This is a genomic window from Rathayibacter rubneri (genome assembly GCF_023743255.1).
GTDB classification, from domain to species: domain Bacteria; phylum Actinomycetota; class Actinomycetes; order Actinomycetales; family Microbacteriaceae; genus Rathayibacter; species Rathayibacter rubneri.
In genome coordinates this window covers 1-15,112 of sequence record NZ_JAMRYM010000087.1, presented here as the reverse complement: position 1 = coordinate 15,112, position 15,112 = coordinate 1, and the positions used below count along the sequence as shown (strand labels likewise).

Genomic DNA, 15,112 nt, shown 5'->3' with positions numbered 1-15,112 from the left:
GCCCTCCCCCCACCCCTCCGACGAGCGGATCACCGCCCAGGGCTTCGAGACCGGACGCCTGCTGCGGCGTCTCGACCTGCTCGAGCAGTCGATCGCCGAGGGCGAGCGGGCTCTGCGCGGATCGATCGACCCGGCCTCCGGCGAGGGCCGCCCGGCCGCCCGGGGAGGGCACCGCGAGCAGATCCTGAGCAATCTCGCGGTCGAGCGGGCGCTCGCCGAGACGATCCGGAGAGTGCTCGCATCGCGCCGATGAGGCCTCGTCCGGCCCGGCGGAGGACGGCGCGACGGAGGCGGATGGGGCACCATGGGCCCATGGTCACCCTCACCGTCGCCGGCACCGCGCAGCACTTCCACCCCGCCGAGCGGGGCACCGTCCGCCTCGAGATCCGCCGGGAGTCGCGTTCGCGCCCGGCCGTCCTCGCCGAGGTCGTCTCGCTGCACGCGACCGTGCTCGACCAGGCCCGATCGGAGCAGCAGTCCGGCGCGGCGACGTGGTGGTCGGCCGACCAGGTCTCGGTCTCGACGGTCCGCCGGTTCCTGAAGGACTCCGACGTCGCCGAGCTCTTCCACGTCGCGGCCGCGAGCGTGAGAGTGAAGTACCGCGACTTCGACGCCCTCAGCCGCTGGGTCTCGTCCGTGTCCGAGCTGCCCGGCGTGGTGGTCTCGGGGGTGGAGTGGGCGCTCACGGCCGATCGCCGTGCGGCCCTCGAGCGCGAGGTCCGCGTGGCGGCCGTGCGGGATGCGCAGGAGCGGGCGGCGGCGTACGCGTCGGCCCTCGGTCTCGGCCAGGTGCGGGTGCTCACGCTGTTCGAGCCGGGACTCCGCCCGAACACGGCGGGCTCAGGAGGGGGCTACGGCGCGATGAGCCGGATGGCCGCCTTCGGCTCGCAGGAGGAGCCGCTCGCCCTCAAGCCCGAGGACATCGAGGTCTCGGCCTCGATCTCCGCCGACTTCGAGGCGCTCTGACGCGACGGCGGCGGACGCGCGGACCCGGTGAGGAATACCCCGGCCCCCGTCGACGCTGAAGCAGGCATGGTCTCGCGCATCGGCTTCCTCTCCTTCGGTCACTACCAGTCGGTGCAGGGGTCGATGACGCACACCGCGCGCGACGTCCTGCTGCAGACCATCGAGCTCGCCGAGGCGGCCGAGGAGATCGGCCTGGACGGCGCGTACGTCCGCGTGCACCACTTCGCACCGCAGCTCGCCTCGCCCTTCCCGCTGCTGGCGGCCATCGCGGCCCGGACCCGCCGCATCGAGATCGGCACGGGCGTCATCGACATGCGCTACGAGAACCCCCTCTACATGGCGGAGGAGGCGGCGGCGACCGACCTCATCTCGGGCGGCAGGCTCGAGCTCGGCGTGAGCCGGGGATCGCCCGAGACCGCCCTGCGCGGTTCGGAGGCCTTCGGCTTCGTGCCCCCCGAGGGGATGACCGACGCCGACCTGGCCCGGCACAAGGTCCAGCTCTTCCGCGAGGCGCTCGCCGGCGCTCCCGTCGCCCAGTCGGATCCGGCGATGACGCGCCAGTCGCTCCCGCTCGCGATCGAGCCGCGCTCGCCCGGGCTCGAGGACCGCATCTGGTGGGGAGCGGGCAGCTTCGCGACCGCCCGCTGGGCCGCCGAGCAGGGGATGAACCTGCAGTCCTCGACGCTCCTCCTCGAAGAGGAGGGCATCCCCTTCGACGAGCTGCAGGCGCGGCAGATCCGCGAGTACCGCTCCGCGTGGGCCGAGGCCGGCTGGCAGCGCGAGCCGCGCGTCTCGGTCTCGCGCAGCGTCCTGCCGATCACGAGCGAGCTCGACCGCCTCTACTTCGGCGGCCGCGGGGGAGCGGACCAGGTCGCCTCCCTCGAGGGAGTGCCGGCCCGGTTCGGCCGCAGCTACACCGGCGAGCCCGATCTGATCGCCTCGGAGCTGGCCGCCGACGTCGCGGTGCAGGAGGCGGACACGCTGCTGCTGACGGTCCCGAACCAGCTGGGTGTCGAGTACAACGCCCGCCTCCTGCAGACCATCGCCGAGTCCGTCGCCCCTGCCCTGGGCTGGACGTCGGCACGGGCCGTCGCCGCGTCCTGACGCAGCGGCGGGGGCGGAGATGAGGCTCGCGACGGCGGCGGCGCTCTCGGCGGCGGCGCTCTCGGCGGCGGTGGCAGGGGCCGCCGCGGCCGGCGTCCTGCTCGCCCGACGGGTCGTCCTCCCCGGCCGGCCGCGATTCGTGCGCCTCCACTCGGTGACCGCGTCGGCCGTGGTGCTCGACGCGGACTCCGCCACCGCGCGCCCGGGGACCTTCGGCCTCTGGTCCCCCGAGCGCGACGGGCACCTGCGCATCGGAGCCGTCCTCGGGCACGACGCGCGCAGGGCGCGGATCCGGAGGGAGGTGCTCGCCTCCTCGGGTGCACCGCTGCGGCCGGGTCCGGTGCGGTGGACGGGTCACGTCTTCTCCCGTCCCGAGGAGCTCGACCCCGCGGTCCGCACCGTCCTGGTCCCCGTCCCGGGCGGGACGGCCCCGGCCTGGGTGCTCCCGGGCTCGGACGTCTGGTTCGTGCACGTGCACGGCATCCGGACCAGCCGAGTCACCGCCCTGAGGTCGGTGCCGGTGGCGCAGCGGCTCGGCGCCACGTCGATCGTCCCCTCGTTCCGGGGCGACGGCGACGGTCCGGACGTCCCTCGCGGCGCGTCGACCCTCGGTCAGACCGAGTGGCAGGACGTCGACGCCGCACTGGAGTACGCCGTCGCGCACGGAGCCAGCTCGCTCGTGCTCGTCGGCTGGTCGCTGGGTGCTCAGATCGCGCTGCTGCTCGCCGAGCGCTCCGCGCACCGGGGGCGCATCGCGGGTCTCGTGCTCGTCTCCCCGGCCACCGACTGGCGTGGAGCGATCCGCCACGGCGCCCGCCGCGTCGGCCTGCCCGTCGGCGCCGCTCGTCTGGCGGAGTGGGCGCTCGGCGATCGGATCCTGCACCGTCCGGCCGGGCTCCCGGTGCCGATCGATCTCGAGGCCCTGGACTGGGGCGCGGGGGAGCGCGTCGCAGTGCCGACGCTCGTCCTGCACTCGGTCGGGGATCCGGAGGTGCCGTTCGCCCTCACCGAGCGGTTCGCCGCGGCGAACCCCCGCACCGTCGAGGTGGTCGCCTTCGCGGACGCCGCTCACGGCGGCGAGTACAACCTCGATCCCGAGAGGTTCGACCGCGCGGTGGGCGAGTGGGCCGTTCGCACGATCCCGACCGTGTGATCCCGGCGCGTGACGAACCGCCTCGTCGAGAGGCGCGTCCCGCCGAGAGGCGCCCGGCCGGGAACGACGAAATCCCCGCCTCTCCGAGGAGAGACGGGGATTTCCTTCTGTGTCCGAGGGGGGACTTGAACCCCCACGCCCTATACGGGCACTAGCACCTCAAGCTAGCGCGTCTGCCATTTCCGCCACCCGGACGAGTGTTGCTTCCGACCTGCGTTTCCGCGGCCGAAGAAGACATTAGCACGGTTTCAGGAGGGTGGATGACACCGCGGAGGGAGCCCCCCGCCGCTAGCGTGGGGGGCATGACCAGCGCCTCCGACTCCTCCGTCCCCGAGCAGGATCTCGACGAGACCGCGCTGATCGCGCGCGACCTCATCCGCTTCGACACGAGCAACTACGGCGAGGGCCGTGCGGAGCCCGAGCGGGAGGCCGCCGAGTACGTCGCGTCGCACCTGCGAGATCTCGGCCTCGAGCCCGTGCTGATCGACTCCGACCCCGGCCGCACCAGCGTCGTCGCCCGGGTCGCGGGGGAGGACCGCGACCGCGGCGCCCTCGTCGTGCACGGCCACCTCGACGTCGTCCCGGCGATCGCCGAGGACTGGAGCGTCGATCCGTTCGGCGGAGTGATCAAGGACGGCATGCTCTGGGGTCGCGGCGCCGTCGACATGAAGAACATGGACGCGATGATCCTGGCCTCCCTGGGCGACGTGCTGCGCTCCGGCCGGCGCCCCTCACGGGACCTCGTCATCGCGTTCTTCGCCGACGAGGAGGCGGGAGGCGTCCGCGGATCCGGTCACCTCGTGAAGACGCGTCCCGAGCTGTTCGCCGGTGCGACCGAGGCGATCAGCGAGGTCGGCGGCTACTCCATCGACCTCGACGGGACGCGCGCCTACCTCGTGCAGACGGGCGAGAAGGCCCTCCTCTGGCTGAAGCTCCGAGCGCGGGGGACCGCCGGGCACGGCTCGCAGATCAACCGCGAGAACGCGGTGACCCGCCTCGCCGAGGCGATCGCGCGCATCGGCAGCGAGGAGTGGCCGACCCGCCTCACCGACACGACCAGGGAGTTGCTCGGCGAGGTGGCCCGCATCCTCGGTCGCGATCCCCAGCGCAGCACTCCGGAGGAGCTCGCGATCGCCACCGGGACCGCCTCGCGCTTCATCGCGGCGACGCTGCGCACCACCGCGAACCCCTCGATGCTCAGCGCCGGCTACAAGGCGAACGTCATCCCCGAGTTCGCGGAGGCTGTCGTCGACGTCCGCGTGCTGCCCGGCGAGGAGGACGCGGTGCTCGAGCGGATCCGCGAGCTCGCCGGCGAGCACATCGAGATCGAGGTGCAGCACCGCGACATCGGACTCGAGGTCCCCTTCGCCGGGCCGCTCGTCGAGAGCATGGCCGCGTCCCTCCGGCGCTTCGACCCCGACGCCGAAGTGCTGCCCTACCTGCTCTCCGGAGGGACCGACAACAAGGCCCTCTCGACGCTCGGCATCACCGGCTACGGCTTCGCCCCGCTGCAGCTGCCCGGGTCGCTCGACTTCCCGGCGCTGTTCCACGGGGTCGATGAGCGGGTTCCGCTCGACGCACTAGTCTTCGGGAGGAAGGTCCTGACCGATCTGCTCCTGCGATCCTGAGGTCAGCCTCCCGACCGCCACCGACCGCCTGCTGGCCGACGACGCCCCAGCCCTCCTCGAAAGTGACGCATGGGCCTGCTCGAAGCGCTGATCCTGGGACTCGTCCAGGGTCTGACCGAATTCCTCCCCATCTCCTCCAGCGCCCACCTGCGCATCGTCAGCGAGCTGCTGCCGGGGCTGGACGGCCGGGACACCGGAGCGGCGTTCACCGCGATCACCCAGCTGGGCACCGAGACCGCGGTCATCATCTACTTCTGGCGCGACATCGTGAAGATCGTCGGCAACTGGTGCCGGTCGCTCGTCGGCCGGGTGCCCCGCTCCGACCCGAACGCCCGGATGGGCTGGCTGATCATCATCGGCAGCCTCCCGATCATCGTGCTCGGCCTGATCTTCCAGGACGCGATCGAGACGACGCTGCGCTCGCTCTGGGTGGTCGCGACCACGCTCATCCTCTTCGGCATCCTGCTCGGCATCGCCGACCACGTCGGAGCGAAGAAGCGACGTCTGCGCGATCTGAACGGCCGCGACGGCCTCATCTACGGCGGCGCCCAGGCGCTCGCGCTCATCCCCGGCGTCTCCCGCTCCGGCGGCACCATCACGGCCGGCCTCTTCATGGGCTACGAGCGCAAGGCCGCGGCGCGGTACTCGTTCCTCCTGGCGATCCCGGCCGTCTTCGGCAGCGGCCTCTACCAGCTCTACAAGAGCATCAGCGATCCCGAGGTGCTGCCCAACCAGATCCAGGTGGGCGGGATGGAGACGCTGGTCGCGACCATCGTCGCGTTCGTGGTCGGCTTCGTCGTGATCGCGTTCTTCATGGGCTACATCTCGCGCCGCAGCTTCCTCCCGTTCGTGATCTACCGGATCCTGCTCGGCGGCGTGCTCATGGTCGCGCTCAGCACCGGACTCATCGCGGCCTAGATGCGCGCCTGGAACTCCCCGCCCGTCCCCGCTCTCCCCGGCACCGGACCCGTGCCCCGCGTCCGCGACACCGCCACCGGCGGTCTCGTCGAGCTCGCCGCTGAGGAGGGCACGGCCCGCCTCTACGTCTGCGGCATCACGCCGTACGACGCCACCCACCTCGGCCACGCCGCCACGTACCTCGCCTTCGACACCGTGCAGCGGCTGTGGCTCGATGCCGGTGTCACCGTGGAGTACGCGCAGAACATCACCGACGTCGACGATCCGCTGCTCGAGCGCGCCGCGGCGACCGGCGTCGACTGGCGCGACCTCGCCGAGGAGCAGGTCGAGCTGTTCCGCGGCGACATGGCGGCGCTGCGCATCCTGCCGCCCGCCCACTACATCGGCGTGACCGAGACCATCGAGCCGATCGCCGAGGCCGTCGCCCGCCTCGAGCGCGACGGCGTCGCCTACCGCGTGCCGGCGCCCGAGGGCACGGCCGACGACGCCCACGACCTCTACTACGACATCTCCGCGGCCGAGAGCGAGGTGTGGCACCTGGGCAGCGAGAGCGGGCTCGATCCGGTGACCATGGCCGAGCTCTTCGCGGCTCGCGGCGGCGATCCCGACCGCGCCGGCAAGCGGCACCCGCTCGATCCGCTGCTGTGGCGGGCGGAGCGACCGGGGGAGCCCGCGTGGGACTCCGCCGTCGGCCGCGGCCGGCCCGGCTGGCACATCGAGTGCTCGGTGATCGCCCTCGATCGGCTCGGTCCCGACTTCACCCTGCAGGGCGGAGGCAGCGACCTCGTCTTCCCGCATCACGAGTTCAGTGCCGGGCACGCCGCGTCGCTCTCGGGCCGCCCTCTCGCTCGCGCGTACGCGCACGCCGGCATGGTCGCCTACGAGGGCGAGAAGATGAGCAAGTCGCTGGGCAACCTGGTGCTGGTCTCGCGGCTGCGCGCCGAGGGAGCGGATCCGCGCGCCGTCCGTCTCGCACTCCTCGCGCACCACTACCGCTCCGACTGGGAGTGGCTGCCCGAGGACCTGCCCTCCGCCATCGAGCGACTCGCCCGATGGGAGGCGTCGCTCGCCGAGTCGGGAACGGCCTCGGCCGAGGAGGTCCTCGCGCGACTGCGCGCCGTGCTCCGGGAGGACATGGACACCCCCGGGGCGCTCGCCCTCCTGGACGCCGTGGCGGCGACCGGGGTGGACGACCCGGCGCTGCTGCGCGACGCGGTCGACGCGCTCCTCGGAGTCCGGCTCGCCTGATCCGCTCCCGGTGAGCGGGTCAGGAGGTCACGGGCGCCAGGGCTCCTCGCCGGAGCGCCCGTCGCCCCGGCGGCGGAGGTAGCGCTCGAACTCCTGCGCGATGGCCTCGCCGCTCGCCTCGGGGGAGTCGACCGTGTCGCGCGCCTGCTCGAGCTGCGCGATGTAGGCGGCCATCTCCTCGTCGTCGTTCGCGAGTGCATCGATGCCGCGCTCCCACTCCTCGGCCTCCTCGACCAGGTCGCCGCGCGGGATCACGAGACCCACGACCTCCTCGAGCTTCTCGAGCAGCGCCAGCATCGCCTTGGGGGAGGGGGCGTTGTGCACGTAGTGCGGAACCGATGCCCAGATCGAGACGGCGGGGATGCCGACCTTCTGCGCGGCCTCGCCGATCACGCTGAGGATCCCGACCGGACCCTCGTAGCTCGAGCGCTCCAGATCGAGCTCGGAGCGCAGCTCGGCGTTCTCGCTCGACGCGAAGATCGAGATCGGCCGGGTGTGCGGGACGTCGGCGAGCATCGCGCCGAGGAACACGACGGAGGAGATGTCGATCGCGAGCATGGCGTCGACCACCTCCGCGGCGAAGCTCTTCCAGCTCCGCGAGGGCTCGGTGCCGATCATCACGTAGAGGGCGCTCTCGGCGTCGACCGAGGTGTCGGCGGGTCCGAAGATCTGCGTGCCGGGCCACGCCAGGGTGCGTCGCCCGTCCTCGCCGATCGAGAGCATCGGACGCGTGTACTGGAAGTCGTAGTACTGCTCGGCGTCGACCGCGAACAGGGGCACGTAGTCGCCGTCGTCCTTGACGAGCCGGACGGCTCCGCTCGCGGCGTCTCCCGCGTCGTTCCAGCCTTCGAAGGCCACGACGAGGACGTTTCCCTTGATCACGTTCATAGGCACGATCTCCGCGTTCGGCTCGAGGTCCGGCTCCCCGCCGTCCGCGGGCACCCGTTGGACAAGGATAGGACCCGGCCCAGCCGGGGCTGCGCGGGCCCGGTGCTTTCCGCTGTCCGCGTACGGGGCCCGCTCCCGGGCCTGCCGGTACGATGGTCGCTCGTGACTTCCGACACCTCCGCCCCCCGGGCGCACGCCGTCCCCGAGGCGCCGGCCGCGGTCCTCTGGGACATGGACGGGACCCTCGTCGACACCGAGCCCTACTGGATGGCCTCCGAGCACGCGCTCGTCGAGTCGTTCGGCGGTGTCTGGACCCACGAGGACGCGATGAGCCTCGTCGGCTCCGGCCTCCCCGCCTCCGCGCGGATCCTCCAGGGCAAGGGCGTCGAGCTGAGCGTCGACGCGATCATCGACCGCATGACCGACGAGGTCGTCGCGCAGCTCGCCGTCGAGATCCCGTGGCGTCCCGGCGCCCTCGAGCTGCTCTCGGCCGTCCGGGAGGCCGGTGTCCCGCAGGCCCTGGTCACCATGTCGATCGGGCGCATGGCGCACGCCGTCGTCGACCGCCTGCCGTTCCCCGCCTTCGACGCGATCGTCAGCGGGGACATGGTCGAGCGCAGCAAGCCCGATCCCGAGGCGTACCTCCTCGCCGCGCGCACTCTGGGGGTCGCGGTGGGCGAGTGCGTCGCCATCGAGGACTCCCACGCCGGCCTCGCCGCCGCCGTCGCCTCGGGCGCCGCCGCGATCGGAGTCCCGCATCAGCTCGAGCTCGATGCGCGCGCCCCCTACGCCCTCTGGCCCACCCTCGCGGGCCGCACTCTCGCGGACCTCGCGCTGGTGTCCTCCGAGCACCGCGGCGACCGGCCGCGCACGACCGAGACGGAGGCCCTCCGATGACCGGTGAGGCACTGCAGCATTCCGGACCCTTCCGCGCGGGCGACCGCGTCCAGCTGACCGGCCCCAAGGGGCGGATGAACACCATCACGCTGATCCCGGGCAAGGTCTTCCACACGCACCGGGGCGGCATCGAGCACGACACGATCATCGGCCTGCCCGACGGATCTGTCGTCGTGAACACCGTCGGCGTCGAGCACCTCGCGCTGCGGCCGCTGCTCGCCGACTTCGTGATGTCGATGCCCCGGGGCGCGGCGATCGTCTACCCGAAGGACGCCGCCCAGATCCTCGCCCTGGCGGACGTGTTCCCGGGAGCCCGGGTCGTGGAGGCCGGGGTGGGCTCCGGCGCCCTCTCCCTGTGGCTGCTGCGCGCGGTGGGCCCGACCGGGCGCCTGTCGTCCTTCGAGCGCCGCGACGAGTTCGCCGATGTCGCCCGCGCGAACGTCGAGACGTTCCTCGGGTACACCCCGGACAACTGGAGCGTCACCGTCGGCGACCTCGTCGACGAGCTCCCCGGAGCGGTCGCGCCGGGAGAGGCCGACCGGGTCGTCCTCGACATGCTCGCCCCGTGGGAGTGCCTCGACGTCGCCGCCGACGCGCTCACCCCGGGCGGCGTCCTGCTCTGCTACGTCGCGACCGTCACGCAGCTCTCCCGTGTCGCGGAGGCGATCCGCGCCTCGGGGCTGTTCACCAACCCGTCGTCGAACGAGACGATGGTCCGCGGCTGGCACGTCGAGGGTCTGGCCGTCCGTCCGGACCACCGGATGATCGGGCACACCGGCTTCCTCATCACCGCGCGCCGGCTCGCCCCGGACACCGTGCTGCCCGAGCTCAAGCGCCGTCCGTCGAAGACGGACTTCAGCGACGAGGACGTCGAGGCGTGGACGCCCGGGGCCCTCGGCGAGCGAGCCGTGAGCCCCAAGAGCCTGCGCAAGCGCGTGCGCGAATCGGCGACCAGCGCCGAGCTCTCCCGCGCCCGCGGCTTCGGCGCCGAGGAGTCGGACGAGGTCCCCGAGGGCGACGAGGGCATCGTCTAAGATGGATCCGGCCTCCGGGTCGCCGCCCGGTCGTCCTGCAGCCGGGCCCCTCCTGCTCCGCTCCACCCCGTCGAATAGAGGACCCGTGCGCCGCACCACCGCGCTCATCGCCAGCATCGGCATCGTCGTCGCTCTCGCGGGATGCTCCGCGTCCTCGCCGACCGCCGACTGCGACGCCCCCTTCACCGCCGGGGACTCCTCGTCGGCGGTCGAGGCGAGCGGCGACTTCGGCGCGCAGCCCGAGGTGTCGGTGCCCAGCCCGCTGAAGGCGACCACCTCGCAGGTCAGCACCCTCATCGAGGGGACGGGTGCTCCGCTCGAGAAGGGGCAGCTCGTCACGATCGACTACACCCTCGTCAACGGCGCCGACGGCAGCGTCCTCGAGGCCTCGCCCTACGACGGCGAGAGCACCGCGCGCTTCGCCGTGGGCGGCTCCGGACTCGTCGGTCTGAACGACGGCCTCCTCTGCACGCAGGTCGGCTCCCGCGTCGCGATCGCCATCGCTCCGGAGGACGGCTTCGGCGAGTCCTCCGCGCAGCTCGGCATCGCGCCCGACGACACGCTCGTCCTGGTGGCCGACGTCCAGAGTGCGTCCCTCGCCCGCGCGGACGGCGACCAGCAGCCCGCACCCAACGGCTTCCCGACGGTCACCCTCGACGAGAACGGCACCCCGGGGCTCGCCAAGCCCTCGGGCGACGCTCCGACCGAGCTGAAGATCGCGCAGCTCAAGAAGGGCGACGGGCAGGTCGTCGAGGAGGGCGACCAGGTCGTCGTCGCGTACACCGGCTGGCTCTGGAGCACCGGCGAGTCGTTCGACTCGAGCTGGGAGAAGGGCGCGCCCGTCGTCTTCACCGCGGCCGACGGATCGACCACGCAGGGCGGCGTCATCCCCGGCTTCGCCGAGGCGCTCATCGGCCAGCCCGTCGGCTCGCAGGTCATCGCGGTCATCCCGCCCGAGCAGGGCTACGGCGACACCGAGCAGTCGACGATCCCCGCCGGCTCGACGCTGGTCTTCGTCGCCGACGTGCTCGGGATCGCCTGAGTCGGCCGCGCCCTAGACTGGAGGGCGTGCCCGCCGACGCCTCTCCCTCGAGCCGCATCCCGGCCGAGGAGCGTCTGTTCAACCTCGTGCTCGCCCTGGTGGCGGCCGAGAACGGGCTGACGAAGTCGGACGTGCTCTCGACCGTGCAGGGCTACCGCCAGCGCTCGGACCGGGCTGACCGGTCCTCCCTCGAGCGCCAGTTCGAGCGCGACAAGGACGACCTCCGCGAGCTCGGGATCCCGATCGAGACGGTCGACGCCCCGGGCGACCCCGGCAACACCCAGACCGTGCGCTACCGCATCGCCAAGCGCAGCTACGACCTCCCCGCCGACATCGCGTTCGACCCGGAGGAGATCGCGCTGCTGCGCCTCGCCGGTGCCGTCTGGCGCGAGGGCACCCTGTCGGCGGAGTCCCGCCGCGCGCTCATCAAGCTGCGCTCCATCGGCGTCGACTCGGTGGACCCGGTCATCGGCATCAGTCCCTCGATCCGCGTGCGCGAGGCGTCGTTCGAGCCGCTGAGCACAGCGCTGGACCGCAACCAGGTCGTCCGGTTCCCCTACCTCAAGCCGGGCGGCGCCGAGCCGCGGCTCCGCACCGTCCAGCCGCGCGCACTGGTCAACCACCAGGGTCGCTGGCACCTGCACGCCTGGGACGAGAGCGCCGAGGGGACCCGCACGTTCCTGCTCGCGCGCATCGTCGGCCCGGTCTCCTCGACCGGGCGGACGTTCGAGCCCGAGGAGGGGGACCAGGCCGTTCTCGCCCTCGCCCAGCTCGACGAGGTGCTGAGGCGCACGAGCGCACTCCTGCAGGTCGCCGCCGACTCGGACGCGGCGCTGCGCCTCGGCCGCCGGGCCGAGACGGCGGGGGAGGGGGAGCACGTGCTCCGCCTGCACTACACCGATGCCGACATCCTCGCCGACGAGTTGGCGGGCTACGGGCCCGAGGTCGTCGTCCTCGAGCCGGTCGAGCTCCGCGACGCCGTGGTCCGGCGCCTGCGTCGCTCCCTGTCCGATCACGCGTCCGACCCGGGAGGGAGCCACGATGGCTAGGCCCCGCACGCTCCAGGCCCGCGATCGGCTCGCGGTCCTGCTCTCGCTCGTCCCCTACCTCCTCGACCGCGGCCGCGTCGCGGTCGACGAGGTCGCCGAGCACTTCGACATCCCGCCGGAGGAGGTCCGCAGGGCGGTCCGGCTCATCGCCGTCTCCGGCATCCCCGGCGAGACGTCCCAGTACCAGGCCAACGACCTCTTCGACATCAGCTGGGACGACTTCGAGGAGAACGACCACGTCGAGCTCACCCAGCAGGTGGCCATCGACGACTCCCCGCGATTCTCGGCGAGGGAGGCGGCCGCGCTGATCGCCGGCATGCAGTACCTCGCCGCGCTGCCCGAGAACCAGGGCAACGACCGCATCGCCACCCTGATGGGCAAGCTGTCGCGCGGAGCGTCGTCGGCTCCGAGCGCCGTCGCCGTCGCGCGCGGCACCGGCGCGGACGCCGGGCTCGAGGTGATCCGGGCCGCGCTGGCGGCCGGAACGCAGCTCGCGTTCGACTACCGCAACGCGCGGGGCGAGACGGAGTCGCGGCTCGTCGATCCGTTCCTCCTCGAGTCGGTCGACCGCGACTGGTACCTCCGGGGCTGGTGCCACCTCCGCGAGGGGGTGCGGACCTTCCGCGTCGATCGGATGCGCTCGCTCACCGACACCGGGTCGCCCATCGTGCGCCGCCGTCACGAGGTGACGCTGCCGGAGCGGCTCTTCGAGGCGTCCGACAGCGATCTGCTCGTCGACCTGCGCGTGACGCCGAGCTCGGTGGCGCTCCTGGGGGACTACGCCGTCGACGCCGAGTTCCCGCCCGTTCCCGCCGATCAGACCGGGCAGTGGGTGCTGGTGCGGATCCGCGTCGCGCACCTCGAGGGCCTCACGCGCCTCGTCGCGTCCCTCCCCGGACTCGTCACGGTCGTCGCTCCGCCGGCGGCCCGGGAGGCCGTGGCCGAGTGGACCCGCGCCGCGCTCCGGGCGAACGGGGAGGCGGCGTCATGACCTGGTGGTCGTGGATCGTGATCTGGGCGCTCCTCGGGATCGGCGCCCTGACGGTGCTCGCGCTGTTCCTCGTCTCGTACTGGCGCAAGGGCAAGGTCCTCCTCCGGCAGCTCGAGGACCTCACGGCGAAGCTCGACGAGATCCAGCCGGACGACGGTGCTCCGCAGGTGCAGCGGCCACCGTCCTCCCTCTTCGCCGACCGCGACGCGGTGCGCCGGGCGCACGAGTCGCGTCGCGACTCCCGCCGTGACAGGTCCGAGGATCGACGGTCCGCGAGGGTCGAACGGGGTAAGCTCCTCGTACACCGCAACCGACAAGCAAAGTGAGTCTGCAATGTTCGCTGGCCTCCAGGGGTGGCACCTCCTCATCATCCTCGCTGTGATCCTCCTGCTCTTCGGTGCGCCCAAGCTTCCCCAGCTCGCGCGCAGCGTCGGACAGTCGATGCGCATCTTCAAGAGCGAGGTCAAGACCATGAAGGAGGAGGACGGCTCGGAGCGCCGTGACTCCACCGAGGGTCCCGCGTCGACGACCGGCACCACCTCCGGGACGACCACCGGCACCGGCACGACCACGCCGCCCGAGTCACCGCTCAAGTAATGACCTCCGTGGCAGCGAAGAAGCCACGGACGAAGCGATCGGGGAAGGATCCCGAGGGGCGCATGTCCCTCGGGGCCCACCTGATCGAGCTTCGCAACAGGCTCTTCAAGTCGGCAATCGCGATCGTCCTCGGCTGCATCGCCGGATGGTTCGTCTCGGAGTGGGTCTTCGAATCCCTCAAGGCGCCCATCCTCGAGGTCGCCTCCTCGCAGGGCAAAGAGGCGATCCTCAACTTCCCGACCATCGCCGGTGCCTTCGATCTGCGCCTGCAGATCGCCATGACCGTCGGAATCGTGATCGCGAGCCCGGTCTGGCTCTACCAGATCTGGGCGTTCCTCGTGCCCGGACTCACCAAGAAGGAGATGCGGTACGGCCTCGGGTTCATCCTGACCGCGATCCCGCTCTTCTTCGCAGGCTGCGCCGCGGGCTGGTTCGTCTTCCCGCACATCGTGGAGCTGCTCACCGGGTTCACCGGTGACAACGCCGCGAGCTTCATCGACGCGAAGTACTACTACGACTTCGTCCTCAAGCTCGTCCTGATGGTCGGCATCGCCTTCGTGCTGCCGGTCTTCCTGGTGCTGCTGAACTTCCTGGGGATCCTGCCCGGGATGCTGATCCTGAAGTCGTGGCGCATCGCCATCATGGTCATCGTGGTGTTCACCGCCATCGCGACCCCGGCCGCCGACCCGATCTCGATGTTCCTCCTGGCCATCCCGATCATCGTCCTGTTCTTCCTCGCCTGCGGGATCGCGATCCTCCACGACCGGCGCGCAGCGAAGCGCATCCCGGTCTACGACGGCACCGCCTCCGACCTGCCCGCGTGAGCGAGCAGTCCCCCGCGGAGCGCTTCGCCGCCTTCCGCACCCGTCAGGGCCACGCGAGGGTCGAGTCGTTCCGCTCGACCCTCGCCTTCGACCTCGATCCGTTCCAGTACGAGGCGTGCAGCGCGCTCGACGACGGGCGCAGCGTGCTCGTCGCGGCCCCCACGGGCGCCGGGAAGACCGCGGTCGCGGAGTTCGCGATTCACCTCGCGATGCAGGACCCGACCGCGAAGGTCTTCTACACGACGCCGATGAAGGCGCTCAGCAACCAGAAGTTCCAGGAGTTCGTCGAGGACTACGGGGCCTCCGAGGTCGGACTCCTCACGGGGGACTCGAACATCAACGCGCGCGCCCGCGTGGTCGTCATGACGACCGAGGTGCTGCGCAACATGCTCTACGCCGACTCCGATCTGCTGCGCGATCTCGCCTATGTGGTCATGGACGAGGTGCACTACCTCGCCGACCGCTTCCGCGGGGCGGTGTGGGAGGAGGTCATCATCCACCTCCCGCAGCGGGTGCGGCTGGTATCGCTGAGCGCCACCGTCTCCAACGCCGAGGAGTTCGGCGACTGGCTGCAGACCGTGCGCGGCGAGACCGAGGTGATCGTGTCGGAGGAGCGGCCCGTTCCGCTCGATCAGCACGTGCTCGTCGGCGGCAAGCTGGTCGACCTCTTCGACTCGTCCGGCCGCGCGGCGACCAACCGGGTCAATCCCGAGTTGGCGCGGATGGCCCAGGGCGGCTCCCGCGTCGAGCGGGGCGGGCGCGGCGGCCCGCTC

At 72.0% G+C, this 15,112-nt stretch carries 17 protein-coding genes and 1 tRNA gene; 16 read left to right on the top strand and 2 right to left on the bottom strand.

Features of this window, described 5'->3' with window-relative positions; all coding sequences use genetic code 11:
* The 4 genes from NB037_RS15635 to NB037_RS15620 form a co-directional block, all read left to right on the top strand.
* A partial coding sequence (locus NB037_RS15635; protein ID WP_251947294.1) for a hypothetical protein occupies positions 1-253 on the top strand: 253 nt, incomplete at its 5' end.
* A gap of 59 nt (positions 254-312) precedes the next feature.
* Positions 313-966, top strand: coding sequence for an SIMPL domain-containing protein (locus NB037_RS15630; RefSeq protein ID WP_251947292.1), 654 nt, complete (start codon positions 313-315; stop codon positions 964-966).
* 66 nt (positions 967-1,032) lie between these two features.
* Entirely contained in the window at positions 1,033-2,070 is a 1,038-nt protein-coding gene (locus tag NB037_RS15625; RefSeq protein WP_251947291.1) for an LLM class flavin-dependent oxidoreductase, read from the top strand.
* A 19-nt stretch (positions 2,071-2,089) separates the two neighbouring features.
* The gene (locus tag NB037_RS15620; RefSeq protein WP_251947289.1) at positions 2,090-3,223 is read left to right on the top strand and encodes an alpha/beta hydrolase family protein; all 1,134 of its coding nucleotides are present in this window, start codon (positions 2,090-2,092) and stop codon (positions 3,221-3,223) included.
* 110 nt (positions 3,224-3,333) lie between these two features.
* On the opposite strand, the gene NB037_RS15615 is transcribed toward NB037_RS15620, so the two are convergent.
* A tRNA-Leu gene (locus NB037_RS15615) sits at positions 3,334-3,418 on the bottom strand.
* Between the two features lie 107 nt (positions 3,419-3,525).
* On the opposite strand from NB037_RS15615, the gene NB037_RS15610 reads away from it, so the two are divergent.
* From NB037_RS15610 to mshC, 3 genes are all read left to right on the top strand, one after another.
* Positions 3,526-4,851: a M20/M25/M40 family metallo-hydrolase gene (locus NB037_RS15610; RefSeq protein WP_251947287.1), complete on the top strand. Its 1,326-nt coding sequence runs from the start codon at positions 3,526-3,528 to the stop codon at positions 4,849-4,851.
* Between the two features lie 69 nt (positions 4,852-4,920).
* Entirely contained in the window at positions 4,921-5,769 is an 849-nt protein-coding gene (locus NB037_RS15605; protein ID WP_207402567.1) for an undecaprenyl-diphosphate phosphatase, read from the top strand.
* Positions 5,770-7,017: a cysteine--1-D-myo-inosityl 2-amino-2-deoxy-alpha-D-glucopyranoside ligase gene (gene mshC, locus NB037_RS15600; RefSeq protein WP_251947285.1), complete on the top strand. Its 1,248-nt coding sequence runs from the start codon at positions 5,770-5,772 to the stop codon at positions 7,015-7,017. It begins immediately after the preceding gene.
* A 27-nt stretch (positions 7,018-7,044) separates the two neighbouring features.
* On the opposite strand, the gene NB037_RS15595 is transcribed toward mshC, so the two are convergent.
* Positions 7,045-7,905: a proteasome assembly chaperone family protein gene (locus NB037_RS15595; RefSeq protein WP_251947284.1), complete on the bottom strand. Its 861-nt coding sequence runs from the start codon at positions 7,903-7,905 to the stop codon at positions 7,045-7,047.
* 162 nt (positions 7,906-8,067) lie between these two features.
* Here NB037_RS15595 and NB037_RS15590 point away from each other — a divergent pair, with 162 nt between their 5' ends.
* The 9 genes from NB037_RS15590 to NB037_RS15550 all read left to right on the top strand — a co-directional run.
* Positions 8,068-8,802 (top strand): HAD family hydrolase, encoded by a 735-nt coding sequence (locus NB037_RS15590; RefSeq protein WP_308202081.1) that lies wholly within the window; start codon positions 8,068-8,070, stop codon positions 8,800-8,802.
* A complete protein-coding gene (locus tag NB037_RS15585) occupies positions 8,799-9,836 on the top strand; it encodes a tRNA (adenine-N1)-methyltransferase (protein WP_207402565.1) in 1,038 nt (345 codons plus the stop codon). The genes NB037_RS15590 and NB037_RS15585 overlap by 4 nt, the downstream gene beginning before the upstream one ends.
* A gap of 85 nt (positions 9,837-9,921) precedes the next feature.
* Complete coding sequence (locus NB037_RS15580) at positions 9,922-10,878, top strand: FKBP-type peptidyl-prolyl cis-trans isomerase (RefSeq protein WP_251947282.1); 957 nt, start codon at positions 9,922-9,924, stop codon at positions 10,876-10,878.
* Between the two features lie 26 nt (positions 10,879-10,904).
* Positions 10,905-11,927, top strand: a complete 1,023-nt coding sequence (locus NB037_RS15575) for a helix-turn-helix transcriptional regulator (RefSeq protein WP_251947280.1) — start codon at positions 10,905-10,907, stop codon at positions 11,925-11,927.
* Complete coding sequence (locus NB037_RS15570; RefSeq protein ID WP_251947277.1) at positions 11,920-12,918, top strand: helix-turn-helix transcriptional regulator; 999 nt, start codon at positions 11,920-11,922, stop codon at positions 12,916-12,918. The genes NB037_RS15575 and NB037_RS15570 overlap by 8 nt, the downstream gene beginning before the upstream one ends.
* Positions 12,915-13,244 (top strand): hypothetical protein, encoded by a 330-nt coding sequence (locus tag NB037_RS15565; RefSeq protein ID WP_251947274.1) that lies wholly within the window; start codon positions 12,915-12,917, stop codon positions 13,242-13,244. Before NB037_RS15570 ends, NB037_RS15565 begins: the two co-directional genes overlap by 4 nt.
* Positions 13,245-13,251: 7 nt before the next feature.
* The gene (tatA, locus tag NB037_RS15560) at positions 13,252-13,515 is read left to right on the top strand and encodes a Sec-independent protein translocase subunit TatA (protein WP_251947271.1); all 264 of its coding nucleotides are present in this window, start codon (positions 13,252-13,254) and stop codon (positions 13,513-13,515) included.
* Positions 13,516-13,577: 62 nt separating this feature from the next.
* Positions 13,578-14,339, top strand: a complete 762-nt coding sequence (gene tatC / locus NB037_RS15555) for a twin-arginine translocase subunit TatC (protein ID WP_251947268.1) — start codon at positions 13,578-13,580, stop codon at positions 14,337-14,339.
* A partial coding sequence (locus NB037_RS15550) for a DEAD/DEAH box helicase (protein WP_251947265.1) occupies positions 14,336-15,112 on the top strand: 777 nt, incomplete at its 3' end. The genes tatC and NB037_RS15550, both read left to right, overlap by 4 nt.

Excerpts from the sequence above, each read along its gene's own strand:
- NB037_RS15630 (WP_251947292.1), top strand. The coding sequence starts at position 313 with ATGGTCACCCTCACCGTCGCCGGCACCGCGCAGCACTTCCACCCCGCC.
- NB037_RS15625 (WP_251947291.1), top strand. The coding sequence starts at position 1,033 with ATGGTCTCGCGCATCGGCTTCCTCTCCTTCGGTCACTACCAGTCGGTG.
- NB037_RS15620 (WP_251947289.1), top strand. The coding sequence starts at position 2,090 with ATGAGGCTCGCGACGGCGGCGGCGCTCTCGGCGGCGGCGCTCTCGGCG.
- NB037_RS15610 (WP_251947287.1), top strand. The coding sequence starts at position 3,526 with ATGACCAGCGCCTCCGACTCCTCCGTCCCCGAGCAGGATCTCGACGAG.
- NB037_RS15605 (WP_207402567.1), top strand. The coding sequence starts at position 4,921 with ATGGGCCTGCTCGAAGCGCTGATCCTGGGACTCGTCCAGGGTCTGACC.
- mshC (WP_251947285.1), top strand. The coding sequence starts at position 5,770 with ATGCGCGCCTGGAACTCCCCGCCCGTCCCCGCTCTCCCCGGCACCGGA.
- NB037_RS15595 (WP_251947284.1), bottom strand. The coding sequence starts at position 7,905 with ATGAACGTGATCAAGGGAAACGTCCTCGTCGTGGCCTTCGAAGGCTGG.
- NB037_RS15585 (WP_207402565.1), top strand. The coding sequence starts at position 8,799 with ATGACCGGTGAGGCACTGCAGCATTCCGGACCCTTCCGCGCGGGCGAC.
- NB037_RS15570 (WP_251947277.1), top strand. The coding sequence starts at position 11,920 with ATGGCTAGGCCCCGCACGCTCCAGGCCCGCGATCGGCTCGCGGTCCTG.
- NB037_RS15565 (WP_251947274.1), top strand. The coding sequence starts at position 12,915 with ATGACCTGGTGGTCGTGGATCGTGATCTGGGCGCTCCTCGGGATCGGC.
- tatA (WP_251947271.1), top strand. The coding sequence starts at position 13,252 with ATGTTCGCTGGCCTCCAGGGGTGGCACCTCCTCATCATCCTCGCTGTG.
- tatC (WP_251947268.1), top strand. The coding sequence starts at position 13,578 with ATGTCCCTCGGGGCCCACCTGATCGAGCTTCGCAACAGGCTCTTCAAG.